13 protein-coding genes are annotated in these 17,024 nt (G+C 69.3%); 7 read left to right on the top strand and 6 right to left on the bottom strand.

The window, feature by feature from the left end; genetic code table 11:
* Positions 1 to 103: 103 nt before the first annotated feature.
* The 4 genes from DW297_RS03380 to DW297_RS03365 are packed head-to-tail and all read left to right on the top strand — an operon-like array spanning position 104 to position 7,358.
* Positions 104 to 3,799 (top strand): fibrinogen-like YCDxxxxGGGW domain-containing protein, encoded by a 3,696-nt coding sequence (locus DW297_RS03380; protein ID WP_136029368.1) that lies wholly within the window; start codon positions 104 to 106, stop codon positions 3,797 to 3,799.
* Positions 3,796 to 4,500, top strand: a complete 705-nt coding sequence (locus DW297_RS03375) for a CDP-alcohol phosphatidyltransferase family protein (protein WP_136029366.1) — start codon at positions 3,796 to 3,798, stop codon at positions 4,498 to 4,500. Before DW297_RS03380 ends, DW297_RS03375 begins: the two co-directional genes overlap by 4 nt.
* A gap of 16 nt (positions 4,501 to 4,516) precedes the next feature.
* Positions 4,517 to 5,857, top strand: coding sequence for an O-antigen ligase family protein (locus tag DW297_RS03370; protein ID WP_136029364.1), 1,341 nt, complete (start codon positions 4,517 to 4,519; stop codon positions 5,855 to 5,857).
* Complete coding sequence (locus DW297_RS03365; RefSeq protein WP_136029362.1) at positions 5,847 to 7,358, top strand: lipopolysaccharide biosynthesis protein; 1,512 nt, start codon at positions 5,847 to 5,849, stop codon at positions 7,356 to 7,358. The genes DW297_RS03370 and DW297_RS03365 overlap by 11 nt, the downstream gene beginning before the upstream one ends.
* Positions 7,359 to 7,379: 21 nt before the next feature.
* Here DW297_RS03365 and DW297_RS03360 read toward each other — a convergent pair whose 3' ends face one another.
* Genes DW297_RS03360 through DW297_RS03350 form a run of 3 tightly spaced genes read right to left on the bottom strand, consistent with a single transcriptional unit; the run spans position 7,380 to position 9,308 of the window.
* Positions 7,380 to 7,946 (bottom strand): glycosyltransferase, encoded by a 567-nt coding sequence (locus DW297_RS03360; protein ID WP_136029360.1) that lies wholly within the window; start codon positions 7,944 to 7,946, stop codon positions 7,380 to 7,382.
* On the bottom strand, positions 7,943 to 8,392 hold the full coding sequence (locus DW297_RS03355; RefSeq protein ID WP_136029358.1) for a UDP-N-acetylglucosamine--LPS N-acetylglucosamine transferase: 450 nt from the start codon (positions 8,390 to 8,392) through the stop codon (positions 7,943 to 7,945). Before DW297_RS03355 ends, DW297_RS03360 begins: the two co-directional genes overlap by 4 nt.
* A gap of 4 nt (positions 8,393 to 8,396) precedes the next feature.
* On the bottom strand, positions 8,397 to 9,308 hold the full coding sequence (locus DW297_RS03350; protein WP_168387168.1) for a glycosyltransferase family 2 protein: 912 nt from the start codon (positions 9,306 to 9,308) through the stop codon (positions 8,397 to 8,399).
* A gap of 194 nt (positions 9,309 to 9,502) precedes the next feature.
* Between DW297_RS03350 and DW297_RS03345 the strand changes: the two genes are divergently transcribed.
* The 3 genes from DW297_RS03345 (at position 9,503) to DW297_RS18755 (ending at position 13,244) form a co-directional block, all read left to right on the top strand.
* Complete coding sequence (locus DW297_RS03345) at positions 9,503 to 10,630, top strand: Gfo/Idh/MocA family protein (RefSeq protein ID WP_205814420.1); 1,128 nt, start codon at positions 9,503 to 9,505, stop codon at positions 10,628 to 10,630.
* Complete coding sequence (locus DW297_RS03340; RefSeq protein WP_206251847.1) at positions 10,627 to 11,523, top strand: hypothetical protein; 897 nt, start codon at positions 10,627 to 10,629, stop codon at positions 11,521 to 11,523. Before DW297_RS03345 ends, DW297_RS03340 begins: the two co-directional genes overlap by 4 nt.
* A gap of 119 nt (positions 11,524 to 11,642) precedes the next feature.
* Positions 11,643 to 13,244, top strand: a complete 1,602-nt coding sequence (locus DW297_RS18755; protein WP_168442783.1) for a glycoside hydrolase family 16 protein — start codon at positions 11,643 to 11,645, stop codon at positions 13,242 to 13,244.
* 65 nt (positions 13,245 to 13,309) lie between these two features.
* On the opposite strand, the gene DW297_RS03325 is transcribed toward DW297_RS18755, so the two are convergent.
* The 3 genes from DW297_RS03325 to DW297_RS03315 all read right to left on the bottom strand — a co-directional run bounded on the left by DW297_RS03325 (position 13,310) and on the right by DW297_RS03315 (position 16,892).
* Positions 13,310 to 14,236 (bottom strand): YveK family protein, encoded by a 927-nt coding sequence (locus tag DW297_RS03325; RefSeq protein ID WP_206251849.1) that lies wholly within the window; start codon positions 14,234 to 14,236, stop codon positions 13,310 to 13,312.
* A 99-nt stretch (positions 14,237 to 14,335) separates the two neighbouring features.
* Complete coding sequence (locus tag DW297_RS03320; protein WP_136029347.1) at positions 14,336 to 15,664, bottom strand: phenylacetate--CoA ligase family protein; 1,329 nt, start codon at positions 15,662 to 15,664, stop codon at positions 14,336 to 14,338.
* 55 nt (positions 15,665 to 15,719) lie between these two features.
* Positions 15,720 to 16,892, bottom strand: a complete 1,173-nt coding sequence (locus DW297_RS03315) for a glycosyltransferase (RefSeq protein ID WP_136029345.1) — start codon at positions 16,890 to 16,892, stop codon at positions 15,720 to 15,722.
* Between the last annotated feature and the right edge of the window lie 132 nt (positions 16,893 to 17,024).

The raw sequence follows: 17,024 nt of genomic DNA, 5'->3' as shown, positions 1-17,024 counted from the left end.
GGGGATCGCCGATCTCTCGAACACCCGAACGTGGCTCACCCGCACCTGGAGCGACTCACCCCCGAGTCGCTCCAGGCGAGCCTCACACCCGAAGAAGGACTCCATGAACACTGCAGCACCCGCGCGGAGAGTGAAGGCGACCCGCGCAGCCGCTGGCGCCATGATCGCCGCGGCCGTCCTGGTGGGCTCACTGCTCACCCCGCTCGCGGCGAACGCCGCACCCCCGGCACTGCCGGACGGCCTCTCTCAGGAGACCGCCGCCGCGTCGTGCTGGGAGATCAAGCAGAACTACCCGCAGTCCACCGACGGCGTGTACTGGCTGGTCACCCCGGCGCTCGTCGCGCCGGAGCAGTTCTACTGCGACCAGACCACGTCCGGCGGCGGCTGGGTGCTCATCGGCCGAGGCCGCGAAGGCTGGAAGGAGGGGTACAACGGTTTGCGCACCGCAGCCCAGATCCGCAACACCCCGACCGGCACCGACGCGTTCCAGCCGGCACAGCTGCCGGCGGCGACGGTCGACGGACTCCTGAACAACGGCCGCGTCGACGCGCTGGCCGACGGCATCCGCCTGCGCCGCGCCACCAACACGGCCGGCACCACGTGGCAGGAGGGCCGGTTCACGTTCACGCAGCGCGATCGCTGGGTGTGGACCTTCGGCGCCGAGCACCGCGTGAAGAACTACAACTTCGACGGCTCGACCGGCACCGGCGGCCAGACCAACAACTTCGGCAACAACAACCAGCTGCGCCGCGTCGTGTTCAATGAGCAGGCGTCGCACAACTACATCAACGGCTGGGCGTTCGGCTCGAGCATCGGCGGCAGCACCGCGGCCACCTCGTACCTGTGGGCCCCGTCGGGCCAGGGCTACGCGCGGCCGTTCACGCAGGTCTTCCTGCGGCCGCAGCTGAAGCTCGCGAATCTCGACTTCGGCGCCGTGCCCGCCTCGGGCACGCCCGCCTCCACGGTCGCGGCCATCCCGGAGAGCAACGCCATGACCACCGTCTGGGGTGTCTCCGGCTTCGCCAACGGCAGCAGCGGCGAGCTCAACACCGAGGTGGCCGAGTTCGGCGAGGTCGCCGGCAAGGTCTTCGTCGGCGGCAACTTCCGCTACGTGCAGCGCAACGAGGGCGGCACCGGTCAGGTCGAGCAGCCGTACCTCGCGGCCTTCGACGTGAACACGGGCGAGTGGGTCTCCACGTTCCGTCCGCAGCTCAACGGTCAGGTCAAGGCCATCGCCGGTCTGCCCGACGGGCGCGTCGCGATCGGTGGACAGTTCTCCACGGTCAACGGCACCCCGCAGGCGGGCATCGCGATCCTCGACCCCACGACCGGGCAGCTCTCGGGCTGGCAGGTCAACGCGGAGCACCGGGCGACCGGCAGCGTGCCCTACGTGCGCGACCTCGACGTGCAGGGCGACTTCCTCTACGTCGCCGGTGCCATGACGCACCTCACCGCGGTCGGCTCCACCATCAGCGCGAGCACCTGGAACGGCGGTCGCATCAACCTGACGACGGGTCGTCCCGACACCAACTGGAACGCGTTCCTCAACGGCAGCTCGATCGCCGTCGACGCCTCCGACCAGGGCGACCGCACCTACTTCTCCGGCTACTTCAAGATGAAGCAGACCACGTCCACCCCGAGCGCGGCCGCCATCCAGACCGCCGCGGGCGCCCCGCTGGTCGACCCGCTGTGGGTGCCGAAGTTCAGCAAGGCCACGCTCAACGCGGACGGCTCCTACTCCGGCAACATCTGGCAGCTCGGCGTGACCGAGGCCGGTGGGAAGGTGTGGCTCGGCGGCTCGGAGCACTCGCTCTTCGCCTACGACCGGAACACGTTCGAGCGCGTCGGCGGGTCGATCACGAAGAACGGTGGCGACTTCCAGACGGTCGAGCACAACGCGAACCTCGTGATCGGCGGCTGCCACTGCGGCCACTGGGTCTACCAGGACGCGTACTCGTGGAGTGACGTGGGCACCGGCTGGACGCAGGCCGACAAGATGAACCTGATGGGTGCGTGGGACGCGCAGACCGGCAAGTTCGTGGCCGCGTGGTCGCCCGTCGTGCAGGCTCGCGCCGGCTACGGCGCCTGGGGCACGTTCTTCGACAGCACCGGCGTGCTGTGGGCGGGCGGCGACTTCAGCCGCTCGGTCAGGGCGGGCGAGGTCAACCAGTGGTCGGGCGGGTACATCCGCTTCGCCCCGCGCGACACCACCGCTCCCACGACGCCGGGTGCGATCACGGCGACCCCCGGCAACGGCGGCACCGAGGCGACGCTCACCTGGGCGGCCTCGACCGACACCGGAGGCGTGACCTACGAGGTGCTGCGCGACAACCGGGTGATCGCGTCGACGACGTCGGCCACCTACACCGTGCCGATCACGGAGACCCCGACGAACTACTTCGTCCGGGCACGCGACGCCGCGGGCAACCGTTCCGCGAGCACGGCGGCCTACGTCGCCCAGCCCGCACCCGAGAGCGCCCTCACGTTCATCGAGAACGGCGCGAGCTGGTCGTGGCGGTACTCGTCCGACGCGCTGCCGTCCGACTGGAACACGCTCGCGTTCGACGACGCGTCGTGGAACACCGGACAGGGGCTCTTCGGCCGGGGCGTCTCGTCGGCGACGACGAACATCGACCCGACGAACCTCGCGACGAAGCCGCTGAGCGCGCAGTTCCGCAACGAGTTCCAGGTCACGAACGCGCTGAGCGTCGTGAACGGCAGCATCTCGGTCATCGCGAACGACGGCGTGGTGCTGTACCTCAACGGCGTCGAGCTCGGACGGGTGCGGATGCCCGCGGGCACCCTCACGCAGAACTCCTACGCGAACGGCGTCGTGTCGCACACGACCGCCGCCGCGAACCGGGTCGTGTTCGAGGTGCCGCAGGGCGTGCTCGTGGACGGGACGAACGTGCTGGCCGCCTCGGTCCACGCGAACTACCGCACCACTCCGGACCTGAGCTTCGACCTCGCCTTCACGGCGGAGCGCGGCCAGGCGCCGGCGGCTCCGAACCCGGTCACGGGTCTCTCGGGGACCACCACTCTCGATTCCGCCACGCTCACCTGGACCGCTCCCGCGAGCGGCACCACCCCGCAGTCCTATGTGATCAGCCGGGGCGGCCAGCAGGTCGGCACGACGGACGCCGCGACGACGACGTTCACCGAGAGCGGCCTGACCGCCGCCACGGCGTACGACTACAGCGTGGTCGCGGTCGGGATCGGCGGTCTCGCCTCGACTCCCGCGACGGTCCAGGTGACGACGGCGACTCCGCCGTCGGACAACGAGCTGCCGGTCAGCGTGCCGAGCGGTTCGGCCTGGTCGTGGCGCTACTCGGCCGATCCGCTGCCGGCGGACTGGAACGCGGTGGCGTTCGACGCCTCCTCGTGGGCGAGCGGCTCGGCCGTCCTCGCCCGCGGGGTCGCGACGGCGGCGACGAACATCGACCCGACGAACCTCGCAACCAAGCCGCTCAGCGCGCAGTTCCGGCACTCCGTCACGGTGACGGACGCCGCGAGCGTCGCGAACGGCACGGTCACGGTTACGGCGGACGACGGTGTCGTGGTATACCTCAACGGGGTGGAGCTCGGGCGGGCGAACCTCGGGGCGGGGACCCTGACGCAGAATTCGTATGCCACGGCGGCACCGCGGGCGACCACGGCTGCGGCCAACAAGGTCACCTTCGCGGTGCCCGCCAACCTGCTCGTGGAAGGGACGAACGTGATCGCGGCGTCTGTGCACGCCAACTATCGCGGAACTCCCGACCTGAGCTTCGATCTCGCATTGGACATGCCTCGTAAATGACGAAAATCTCCTACGCAGACGCGCGTCGAGCGCTCGCCTCCGCACAGAAAGCGGGGGCGGGCGTTCCCGCGTACCTGCGCTGGATCAATCGACCGCTCGGCGGCAGGGCCGCCGTGGTCGCCGCCACCTGGGGCGCCAGCCCCAACGGGGTCACGGCGGTCAGCGCGTTGTTCGGCCTCGCGGCCGTCGTCGTGCTGGCCGGCGTCACCGCGTGGTGGGCGGGGCCGCTCGCGGCCGTTCTCCTCCTGATCGGGTACATCCTGGACTCCGCCGACGGCCAGCTCGCGCGCATCCAGAAGCGCGGCGGCCCCGCCGGCGAATGGCTCGATCATGTGGTCGACGGTGTGCGGGCCCCGCTCGTGCACATCGCCGTCGCGGTGCACCTGCTCCGCACGGACGCGTGGCCGTGGTTGGTGCTGGTCGCCGGCCTGTTCTCGGTGCTCGTGTCCGGCTGGTTCCTCTCCCAGCTCCTCGCCGAGAAGCTCCTCCCCAAGACTCCCCCTTCCCCGGACGACGGACGCCGTGGCATCCTGGAGTCGTTCGTCAAGCAGCCTCAGGATCCCTCCACGACGTATGTCGTCCTGGCGTTCATCGGACTGCCGTTCGCGTTCGCGGTGCTCTACACCGCACTGTTCGTCTGGCACGTGCTGATCTTCGCCGGCTCGCTCCGCCGCAAGTACACGCAGCTGACCGCACTCTGAACCTGGACGCATCCGCATGGCACTCATCTCTTCACCGAGCCGTTCGCTGATCGCAGCGACCGGTCAAGACCCCAGCCTGGAGGTCGAGCCGAGATCGCTGCCGGCCTGGCCGGTGCTGACCGTGCTGTGGGGCTACCCGCTGTTCTGGCTCCTCGGGATGCTGCCCTTCGCGTCGGTGATCATGGCGGTGCCCATGGTGGCGCTGCTGATCATGCGGCGGCGCATCCTCATCGTCCCCGGCATCCTGCCGTGGATCGGGTTCGTGCTGTGGATGATCCCGTCGGCGCTCATGATCGATCAGCTCGGTCGCGGCGTCGGCCTCGGCGTACGCATCAGCCAGTTCCTCGCGCTGGCGATCATCATGGTCTACATCGTCAACGCGCGCAGCTCGCTCACGCCCAAGCGCATCTTCAACGGGCTGACCTTCATCTGGCTGTTCGTCATCGTAGGTGGCTACCTGGGGATGCTGTTCCCCGAGGTGCAGCTGACCATGACGATCGGTCGGCTGCTGCCGGACGCGATCTCGAGCAACGACTACGTGTCGGAGCTCGTGTTCCCGACCCTCGCCGAGATCCAGACGCCGTGGGGAGCTGCCGAGCCGTTCGTCCGCCCGTCGGCACCGTTCTCGTACACGAACGGCTGGGGAGCGGCGATGGCGGTGCTCACCCCCATCGCGATCGGCACGGCGATCGGCCACCGCACCGCGCGCGCCATGTGGTTCCTGGTGATCGCCCTCGTCGCCGCGATCCCGCCGGCGATCGCGACCACGAACCGCGGCCTGTTCCTCGGCATCGCGGGCGCGATCGTCTACGTCCTGTTCTGCCTGCTGATCCGCGGACGCTTCCTCGCCTTCTTCTGGGTCACGGTGCTGGGTATCGCCGCGGCCGTCATCCTCTTCCTCTCCGGGTTCCTCGACGGCATCGTGGCCCGCCAGGAGACGGTCGACACGACCGAGGGACGCGGCAACCTCTACGCGGAGACCTGGGAGCGGACGCTGCAATCGCCGGTCATCGGCTGGGGCGCTCCCCGGCCCAGCACCTGGAGCGAGATCTACGTCGGCACGCAGGGCGCGATCTGGAACGCCATGTTCTGCTTCGGGCTGGTCGGCCTCGTCCTGTTCCTCGGCATGATCGTGATGGGCGCGGTGCGCACGTTCGACGCCCCGAACCTGTCGGCGGTGTGGATCCACGCCAGCGTGGTCGTGGCGGTCGGCCTGTCGATCTTCTACGGCCTGGACAGGCAGCTGGTGTTCGTCGGCATCGCCCTCGCGGTGCTGCTGCGGGAGAAGTATCTCGGCAAGTCCTCGTACTGGACACCACAGCCGACGCCGTTCGCGAAGGCGGCGAATGAAGAGTGAGGGGCTGGCGAAGAGTGGTCTGATCAGCCTGTTCGGCTCCGCTTTCGCCGCCCTCGCCGCCCTGCTGCTCACCGCGATCGTCGGTAACACCCTCGGTGCCGACGGGACCGGTCTGTTCTTCCAGGCCATGGGGATCTTCACGATCCTCACCCAGGTGCTCCGGCTCGGGACCAACAGCGGCATCGTCCGCTTCATCGCCGAGCAGCGCGCCTTCCACCGCGCCGGGGCGGAGTGGCGCATCGTGATGTTCGCGGTCGGCCCGGTCGCGGTGGTTTCCGGTCTCGTGTCGCTCGCGATCTGGCTGCTGGCGGATGCGCTCGGAGAGTGGCTGGCCGCGCCGCGCGACGCAGCGGCGATGGCCGATCTGATGCGTGCGATGGTGCCGTATGTCGTGGTGGGCGCCCTGATCGGCGTCCTGCAGATCGCGGCGCGCATGCTTCGGGGCGTCACTGCCTTCACGCTGCTGCAGAGCATCCTGCTCCCGGCCAGCCGACTGCTGACCGTGCTGCTCGCGGTCTCGGTCGCCGGGGTCGGCGCGTGGGGAGCGTTCGAGGCGTGGCTGCTGCCGCAGCCGTTCTGGCTGGTCGTGACGCTCGTGGTGATCGCGGCGCCGTTCGTGCGCGACTTCCGCCGTCGCCGGGAGAGCGCGCCGGGCACGCGACCCACGATGGGCGAGTTCTGGCGGTTCAACGCCCCGCGCACGGTGAGCTCTGGCCTGGAGACCGCGCTCGAGTGGTCGGACGTGCTCATCATCGCCGCCCTCGCCTCGCCCTCCGCCGCGGGCGTGTACGCGGTCATCACCCGTGCCGTGCGCGCGGGCGGCGTGGTCGACAAGGCGATGCGCGTGGCGGTGTCCCCGACGATCTCCGCTCTCCTTGCCCGCGAGAACTACGCCGAGTCCACACGGCTGCACACCAAGGTCGTGCGGGCGATGATCCTGATGAACTGGCCGTTCTACATGCTGCTCATCTCGATGGGCCCCGCGGTCCTCGGCATCTTCGGCTCGGAGTTCCGCTCCGGCTGGGGTCCCATGGTGCTGCTGGCTCTGGCGATGATGTTCCAGACCGCGTGCGGCATGCTGCAGAGCATCCTCCTGCAGGGCGGGAAGAGCACGTGGCAGATGTACAACAAGGCGATCGCGCTGGCTGTGAGCATCGGAGGCAACCTCGCCCTCGTGCCGCTCCTGGGGGTCTGGGGTGCCGCGATCACCTGGGTCATCGTGATGCTGGCCGACAACCTCATCGCCGCCGTCCAGGTGCACCGCCTGATGCATGTGGACCTGCAGCCCTCGAAGCTGCTCGTGCCGATGCTGCCGCCCGTCTTGATCTTCGGCGGGGGCGGACTCCTGTTCACGTGGTTCGCGGGGTCGAGTCTGCTCGTGCTGCTGGTGGCCGGTGTCGTGCTGTGCGCGGTGTACGCCGCCGTGCTCTGGCTGTTCCGGCACGCCCTGCACATCGAGACGCTGTGGCGCCGGATCCCGTTCCTCGGCCGCTGGGCCTGACGGGAGTCCGGCGCCCGAGCGTCAGCGCCGCAGCTTGGTCGCGATGATCGCAGCCCCGCTGCGGAACACGCGCGGGACGAAGGCGAACCACGGCGCGCGGCGGACCGGCTGCTCGAGCAGGGCGCGCACGGTGTCCGCCCCCGGCGTGGCGATCGTCCCGGGGGCTTCCGCGCCGCCGGAGAGCGCGCGGTCGAGCTGGGCGGCGAGTTCAGCGGAGGACAGGGCGCGCCGGATGATCCCGAGCTCGGCCATCTCCGCGCTGAACACGAGCTGGTGATCGTCGACCACCTCGCCGTCTCCGGGCACGCGCGGCACGACGATCGGCACGATGCCGAGGGCACGCATGTCCATCACGCCGCCGGCGCCGCCCTGGAGCACGACCGCGTCGGCCTCCCGGCACAGCGTCAGGAGTTCGGTGTAGGGCAGGATCTCGACGTTCTCGGCGCCGTCGACCGGAGCGGACGGGCCGTGCTGCATCACGAGGCGCACGCCGGGGTTCCGGTGCAGCCACTCCTCCACCCACTGCGAGAGCCGGTCGAAGGGCAGGTGGTACGTGCCGGCGGACACGACGACCAGCGGCGCGCTCACAGCACGACCCCCACGTTGCGCGACCCGGGGTAGAACCGGCGCATCCGCTCCCACTGCACGAGGAACTCGTCCGCGAACGGGTAGACGAGTCGCCCGCTGAGGCCGGGTGAGGTGATGCGATCGACGGGCTCCAGGTACACCGTCCGCGCCCCGAAGAACCGCGCCTGGGTGAAGAACGGCAGGGCGATGGCCGCGCCGGTCGAGAACACGATGTCGGGCCGCTCCTCGGCCAGCACGCGTCGGGCGAGACCGAAGTTGCGCAGCAGATTCGGCACGTTCCGCACGGTCGGGTAGTGGATCTCGTACACCTTCTCGTCGGCGAGGCGCGAGCGCGCATCCTCCACCGGGAACGTGGCCCAGCACCGCTCGTGCTCGCCCCACCAGTCCCGCAGCGCCAGCGCCTGGGTGAGATGCCCGCCGGAGGAACAGGCGATGAGGATCTTCATGGCGTCAGATCCCCCGGCCGAGCTTCTGGACGACCTTCGTGATCGCCTGCGGGGTCACGAGCTTCCACGAGATGGCGATCGCGAGCGCCGCCTTGACCTGCTTCGGGTTGTGGCGGAGCGCGCGCCAGGCCCACGAGCGGGCCTCCTTGCCCTGCCCGGCCGAGGCCAGGGAGAACGCGACCTGGGCCTCGATGCGACCGAGGGCCGCGGGGATGGTCGCGAAGTCGGGGTGCTTGCGCAGGAGGTACTGCAGGGCCTCGGCGTACGCGGCCCACTTCCCGAAGTAGTACGACTGCCCCGTCCACAGCACGCGCACCAGCGGCTCGTTCACCACGGTCACGAGCCCGAGGGAGGAACCGCGCAACAGGATGTCGTAGTCCTCGCCGTAGCTGCGCGGAAGCTCCTCATCGATCAGTCCGAGCTCGCCCAGGAGCACCTCGCGCCGGAACATCAGGCTCGACGAGTGCAGGCCGGGGTTGCGGTTGCGCAGGAAGTCCTCGTGAGTGAGGTCATCGGATGGCACACGGCGGACGATGCGGTTGGTGCCGTCGTCGACGACCATGGCGGTGCCGACGATGATCGCCTCCGGCTTCTCCTCGAAGCGGCGCAGCTGCGCGGCGAGCTTGCCGGGCAGCCACTCGTCGTCGTCGTCGAGGAAGGCCACCAGCCGCCCCTCGGCGGCCAGGATCCCCGAGTTGCGCGCGCCGGCGAGTCCGCGGGTGCGGGTGTTCGAGATGCCGCGCACCGTCCACCCCTCCGGCACCTCGACGTCCGGCACCTCGATCGGGCAGGCGTCGAACACGATGACGACCTCTCCCGTGGCCGAGGTCTTCTGCGCGAGCACGCTCTCGACGCCGAGCTTCATCAGCTCCGGTCGGTTGTGTGTCGGCAGGACGACAGAAACATCCAACTGCATGGTCACTCCCCTTGTGTGACGCGTCCGACCCACGCCGTCGGCGTGCGTCGGAATCCCCTGAGATGCACCGGGCCCCATCCCGGCGCGAAGTTCGCACTGCCATCAGCGCGGACTTCGGGTTAGTATAGCGGCTGGCGTCTCTACGGGGAGAGGCGCTTCTGAAGGGGAAACCAACTGGGGAAGGGGATTTCGTCGTGCCAGAAAACACTGACACACGACGTGTTCGGGTCGGAGTCGTCGGCGTGGGGAAGATGGGGCTCTCCCATCTGTCCATCGTCCGGGCTCTGCACAACGTGGAGCTGGTGGGCGTCGTCGACGCCACGGACTACCTGCTCGACGTGCTGAACAAGTACACGGGGGCGCCGACGTACTCGACGCTCGACAAGATGCTCGACGACGCGGCGCCGGAGGCGGTGATCATCGCCACGCCGAACGCCTCGCACGCTGCACTCGTCCGCAGCGCGCTCGAGCGCGGTGTGCACGTCTTCTGCGAGAAGCCGCTCACGCTGAGCGCGGCCGAATCGCTCGAGCTCGCCGCGCTGGCCGCCGAGCGGGGGCTCATCGCACAGGTGGGCTTCCACAACCGCTTCATCGCGACGTTCCAGGAGGTCAAGCGCCTGCTCGACGCCGGAGCGCTCGGTCGTGTGACGCACGTCCTGGCCGAGGCCTACGGGCCCGTCGTGCTCAAGCCGAAGGGCTCGACCTGGCGCACCAAGCGGTCGACGGGAGGCGGATGCGTCTACGACTACGCGGCACACCCGCTCAACCTCGTCAACTGGTACCTGGGCACGCCGGAGCGCGTCCGCGGATCGGTGCTGAACAGCATCTTCTCCGCCGACATCGACGACGAGGTCTATTCCACGCTCGACTACCCCGACGGCCTGAGCGTGCAGCTCTCGGTCAACTGGTCCGACGAGTCCTTCCGGAAGATGTCGACCTCGGTCACGATCTCCGGCTCGCAGGGCCGCATCATCGCCGACCGCCAGGAGTTGCGCGTCTACCTCCGCGAGGGGGCGACGATCCCGGCGGGCTACCGTGCGGGGTGGAACATCTCCTACACGACCGACCTCACCGAGCAGGTCGCCTTCTACCTCCGGGGCGAGGAGTACAGCGCGCAGCTGGCATCGTTCGTCGACGCCATCGCGGCGGGCGAGACGGAGGCGCGGGAGAACGGCTTCGCCGGAGCGGCCGAGACGGACCGCGTCATCGAGTGGATCCTGCAGGATTCCGCTGCCGCTGCGGAGTCCGCACCGGCACCTGCCGTGGTCGCCGCGGCACCCGCGGCGAAACGCGGACTGTTCGGACGCGGGAGGAAGGCATGAGCGAGATGACGACGACGACCATGGACCGGCTGCTGCTGGGCGACAACCAGTTCTTCGGCATCAACCACATGTCGGAGGAGAAGGCGCGGGCGCAGGCCATCCGCTTCCAGGACACCCAGGCGATCATCGACGTGGTCGACATCGCCCTCGACAACGGCATCCGCACCCTCATGTGCACCACGCACGAGCGCATCGCCGAGGTCTGCGATCACATGCGCGCGAACCCGCAGCGGTACGCCGACTACCGCTTCTACCCGTGCATGCCGTACGCGCACAAGTACGCCAACGCGGTGACCGACAACGGCATGCTCGGCGCGCTGAAGCAGTTCCTCCCGGAGGAGGGTCTGCTCAACGCAGCGGTGCGCGGCGGCAAGTCGTTCATGAAGAAAGACATCGAGGGCATCATCACGCTGCTCGTCGACGCGGAGATGAAGATGTTCCAGGGCCTCAACACCCCGGTGGTCTTCCTCCAGAACGTCGTGGTCGACCTGATGCTGGGACTCGGCTTCGACGAGGCCTTCGCGATCTTCGATCGTCACGTGCGCGAGCGCTACAACGCGGAGCCCGGCTTCATCACGATGAACCTGCCGATGCTGCTCGACACGCTCGACCGCGTCGGAGTGAAGAACCCGATCGTGTGCGCGAACATCAACGAGATCGGCTTCCGGATGTCCGGCGGCATCGAGGCGTACGAGCAGGCTCTGCGTGAGCGCCCGTTCCGCCCCGTGGCCATGTCGGTGTTCGCGTCCGGGGCCATCCCGCCGCGGCGCGCCCTGGAGTGGATCCACGACCACGCGAACGTCGAGTCGATCGTGTTCGGCGCGTCGTCGCGGTCGTCGATCGAGAGCACCACGGGAATTGTCAGGGAGCTTTGGGGGAGCGACGCCGTATAGTAGGCGGACAACACCCGTCCACAGGATGCATCGAGGGGGAATGCTCGGCCCGCATCCGCAACCCGGACGGTGCTGTGCGAGCGACCGGTTTGCACAGCACCGTTTCGCTCCCCCTCGAGATGAAACTGAAGACACACACCCGAACCCCCATCCATCGCATCCTCTTCGCCTTCGTCGCCGCGCTCGCGGTCGTCGGGGCATCCGTCGTCGCCAGCGGGCCCGCCGTGGCCGCTGACACCACGATCACCTCGGTGATCCCCCGCGGCTCCGCGGGGTGGTCCTACTACCGGGCCGCGACGCCTCCGCCTGCCGGGTGGCAGACGGCCGCCACCACCTGGAAGACGGGCACGGCACCGCTCGGTGCCGGCACCGGTGTCGGCACCATCGGCACGCTCATCCCCCGCACGTCGGGTCAGCAGCCGATCGCCACGTACGCCACCAAGACCTTCACGCTCACTTCCGATATGCCGGAATGGGCGTGGGTGAACACGTGGGCCGACGACGGCATCGTCATCTGGATCAACGGCGTCGAGATCGGCCGCAAGAACGCCCCCACCGGGCGCATCACCGACAAGAGCTACGCGACCGCCGCTCCGTCGTCCACCGCCGCCCGCAAGAACCCGGTCTCGTTCTCCATCCCGAGCCGACTGTTCCGCACCGGCACCAACACCATCGCCGTGCAGGTGCTCTCCAACTGGCGAGAGACCCACAACATCAGCTTCGACGCCCACCTCGTGCGCGAGGACAAGCCGGCCGTGACACCGCCGCCGAAGCCCACGCCGACTCCGACACCGACTCCCACGACAACACCGAGCCCGACGCCGAAGCCGACCACCCCGCCGGCGCAGCCGCAGAAGCCGACGACGCCTCCCGCATCGGACGGCAGTGTCCCGGGCTGGGGTGCCCCCACCTGGCGTGACGAGTTCACCTACCGCGACTCTTCCGGCAGCCCCGCGGTCGACCCCGCGAAGTGGAACGTCCGCGGCCAGGACGACCTCGGCCTCCTCTTCGACGCGGCCGTCCCCTCCCGCGACCAGGTGTCGGTAGACGGGAGCGGCGTCCTCCACATCCGCGCCGATTGGCGGACCACCCCCGCGATCCGCCCCTCCACGCAGAGCGGCCCGCGCGAGCTCTGGCACAACACCGGATACCTGGACCAGCGCCGCCTGCAGGCGGATGACGTCAGCATGAGCCAGCAGTACGGTCGGTGGGAGATCCGCGCCAAGACGCCGAGCGGCCCGAACACGTTCGGTTCGCTGGCCGCCTTCTGGCTGCGCAACAACCAGTCCGGAGAGATCGACATCATGGAGGCGTGGGGCTACGACGACGCCGCGGTCCGCGACCAGCGGATCGACACCGCCACGACGACGGTCCACACGCACACCTCGACGCCCTCGGCCAACCAGCGCTACATCTGGCATCACGCCGACTACGGCGCCGCGACACCGGTGTGGAAGGACTTCCACACGTACGCGTTCGAGTTCACGCCGACGTACGCGGCCGTGATCGTCGACGGGAAGCAGCTGCTGCGCGCGACCCCCGCGACCCACCCGAACCTGTGGAACCCGAACTACTTCGGCTCACCGCTGCACATGCGGTTGAACCTCCACGTGGGTCCGTCGACGACCTACTGGGGCCTCCCCAACCCGGCCGACAAGGCGGCGACCCAGAACCTCGACTTCCAGGTTGACTACGTGCGGGTCTGGAGCTACTCCGGCTGACGAGACAAGCGAAGAGGGCACCGGGTCGTCATGACCCGGTGCCCTCTTCGTCTTCTCGTGGCCTTTCAGCGCCGCGAGGTCGTGTGCCCGCGTTTCGGAGCTCCGATCGGACGCGAGACCGGCAGCCCCGCGTCTTCCGGCTCCAGCAGCCGGTCGTCCTCATCGAGGGCGACGTCGTCGTGCTCCGGCACCTCTTCGGTGTCGTCGGCATCGTCGGCGTCGACCTCGCCAGCGACACTGCGCTTGTAGCTGGCGCCCGGTCCGTTGCGCACGCGCGACACGATGAGCGCGGCGATGGCGCCGACGAGGATGCCGAGGAAGAGACCCGCGGCGATGAAGACCAGCACCGAGGGCCGGTTCGACTTCTGCGGCGGATCGGCCGGCGTCACGAGCGTGCCCGAGTAGAACGGCGTCGCGGTGATCCGCGCCTGCTGGTCGAGCAGACCCTGCAGCTGGAGCTGCGTGGCAGCCCGCTCGCTGCTGTCGATGGGCTGCGAGTCGACGACGGCCTGCAGCTGCGCGATGGAGTCCCCCAACTCCGCCGTGGTCTGCTCGACGACGGCACGCGCGTTGTCGGTGCGCTGAGCGCCGTACGCCTCAGCGAGCGCGTTCGCCCGGTCGGCCGCCTCCTGCGGCGTGTTCGCGGTCACCTGGAAGCTCAGCACCTGCGAGTTCCGCGGCACGTCGATCACGGTGTTGTTGCGCAGCGCCTCGATCGACGTGTCGTCGAGGTCTTCCACGGCGCGCTTGAGCACGGCCGTGGAGGTCGCCACGACCTTCTCGGTCTCCATGTTCACCGTGTTGAAGCTCGATCCGGTCGAGAGCACGCTGATCGGCTCGACCGTGTGCTGCGCTTCCGCCGTGTACTTCTGCGGATAGATCAGGAAGATCCCGAAACCGACCAACGCGAACGCGACGATCGTCCCCACCAGGACCATCCACGACTGCATGACCCCTCGATAGAGGTCTTCCAATGTCCAGTGTGTTGCCACTTGTGCACTCCCCCAATGCGGCGCCCGACACGTCGTCGGGCGCAGAACGGCGTAAGTCTAGTACTCGGTCCTGTTCAGGAGCCGTGAGCGTTACGCGCCTCAGGGGGCGTCGGGGGCGTGCGAGATCACGAGCCGAGCCTTGCCGCCCTGGCTCTCGATGCTCTCGACCTCCATCGCCGACACCGCGACGGCGTCGTCATCGAGCAGCGTGCGCAGGGCACGCACCGCTGTCGCGGCGGCATCGCGCGCCCCTCCCGGAGTCGTCGGGACGTAGCGGATCGTGACCGCGTAGTCCGCCGCCTGCACGACCTGCATCTGCCGGATGGCTCCGGGGTCGCCGAGGAACAGCCCGCTCAGGCCTCCCGTGATGCGGCGCCCCGACGGGGTTCGCACCACATCGGCCAGTCGTCCCTGCACGGGGGCGATCCGGGGGAAGACCCGCCCGCACGCGCACGCGCCGTCGAGTCGCCGTGATCGGTCCCCCATCTCGTACCGCACGAGCGGGAACACCTCGTTGCTGAAGTCCGTGACGACGACCGAGCCCTCCGTCCCCGCATCCACCGCACGCCCCGCGTCGTCGACGATCTCCACCAGGCGCTGATCGCCCGCGACGTGGAGTCCCTCGTGCTGCTCGCACTCGGCCGCGATCCAGGGGATCTCCGCCGAGCGGTACGTGTCGAACACGGGAGCACGGAACACCGACTCGAGCAGGGCGCGCTGCCCCGGCTGCAGCATCGCCGCCGTGACGGAGACGGCCGACGTGGGCAGCGTCCGCCCCGTCCGCGCCAGGTGCGTCGCGACGGCCGTCGCGCCCTCGACATAGGCGACGAGCAGCCGCGGACGCACCCGCTGCCAGTCGCGGACGAACGTCTCGATCGCGTCGTCCGTGATCGCCCGCGCATCGAGGTGCAGGTGGCGACTCGGCCACCACTGCGCGGCGTACACCAGCGCCTCCCTGCCCTGCCGGAGGCGTCGATAGATGAAGGCCATGTCGTCCGCGGGATGCACGCCCCACCAGCGGTAGATCCGCCACCACATCGCCGCGGTCGGGGCGGCCTGGTCGTTGCGCACCCGCAACGGCGACCCGGTGGTGCCGCCCGTCTGCGACACCAGCGCGCGCGAGGAGGGCACCGTCGTGGAGAGCACGGCATCCCCCGCGTCGCGCAGCGCGGCCTTGGTCACCACCGGCAGCGCGGAGAAGTTGCCCGCTTCCGCGACGTCCTCCCGACCGAACCCCGCCCCCGCGTACAGCTCGCGATAGAACGGCGACGAGTCGAACGCGTGCAGCGCGATGCGGGTCGCCGCGCCCCGCGACAGGTCCTCGAAGGCCGCGCCCCCCAGACGTTCATTGCGGACCATCACCTCGAAGGCGCGTCGGTCGTTCCGCATCAGCAGACGCGTCTTGGCGTCGAAGATCGCTCTTTTCACCACTCCCCCAGCAGCCCGGCCCCCTGCCGGTCAGGTCCATGGTAGAGCGCCGGCCTCAGAGCTCGCCCGGTTTCATCACCTCGACGTCGATCGCGCGGATCACGCGCTGCGCCGCGGTGTCGGTCTCGGGCTCCGCGCTCTCGCCACGACGGCGACGCTGCGGCGCGTACACGACGAGCGAATGGAAGAGGAAGCGCGCGAAGAACGCCACGATCAGCGACAGGGCCGTGGCCAGCACGCTGGAGATGTGCCAGGTCTCGACCATGAGCGCCATGACGGGGATGCGCAGCGCCGCCTCGACGTTGTTGAACGCGAAGGAGCTCGCGAAGCGGATGCCGAGCGCTCGGGCGTCCGTGCGCATGTCGGCGAACACGAAGCGCTCCTGCAAGAGGAAGTTGCCGATGATGGTGACCTCGGCGCCGATGATCGCCGCCCAGACGTACGGCACGCCCGCGGCCGTCAGCGCCCACATGATGCCGAGGTTCGCCACGGCCCCGATGACGCCGATCAGCGCGAAGAGCGACATCTTCCCGAAGCGCAGCCGAGCGAGATGGGTGATGAACGTGGCGCCCTGGCGGATACTCGCCTTCGACGTCCCGTGCCGCCGCTCGGCGAACTCCATCGGCACTTCGGCGATGCGCAGGTCGTTGCGCGCCAGGATCTCCAGCAGGATCTTGAACCCCTGCGGCTTCAAGCCGTCGAGGTCGAGGCGCGACCGGTCCACGAGGAAGAAGCCCGTCATGGGGTCGGTGCTGCGGGCCAGCCGGATGGGGAACATGGCCCTGGTCAGCCACGTCGCCGCGCGGGACACCCCGAAGCGCAGCGCCGTGCCGAGGCCGCTGGTGTCGCCGCCGCCGATGTAGCGCGATGCCGCGACCACGTCCGCCCCGCCCTCGGCGTGCCGGTCGAGGAGCGCGGGCAGCAGCTCGGGCGGGTGCTGGAGGTCGCCGTCCATCACGATGCAGAGGTCAGCGGCTGCGGCGTGCAACCCGAGCACGACGGCACCGCCGAGCCCGCCGGTGTTCTCGGCGCGATGGATCACCCGCACCGGGAGCGGCGCGTCGACGGCCACGCGTTCGACCTCTGCGACGGTGTCGTCCGAGCTGTCGTCCACGAACAGGATCTCCGCCTGCCGACCGGCAAGCGCCGCCGCCGTGCGCGCCACGAGCTCGGCGACGTTGTCGCGCTCGTTGAACGTCGGCACGATGACCGTGACGGTTGGCCCCACTCGAGTCCCCTTCGCTCGGCAGGCACCGCGCCTGCGCGCTCCATCGTTTCACGCCGACCTATGGGCGGGGAAACCCGCGTCTGATAGACTCTGGCAGCGCGGCTGTGGGAGTCGCATTAAGTGGGTGGGGAT

Origin of the sequence: Microbacterium sp. PF5, from assembly GCF_004794315.1 — a bacterium.
In the GTDB taxonomy this organism is placed as follows: Bacteria; Actinomycetota; Actinomycetes; order Actinomycetales; family Microbacteriaceae; genus Microbacterium; species Microbacterium sufflavum.
This window is presented reverse-complemented; position numbering and strand designations above follow the sequence as displayed.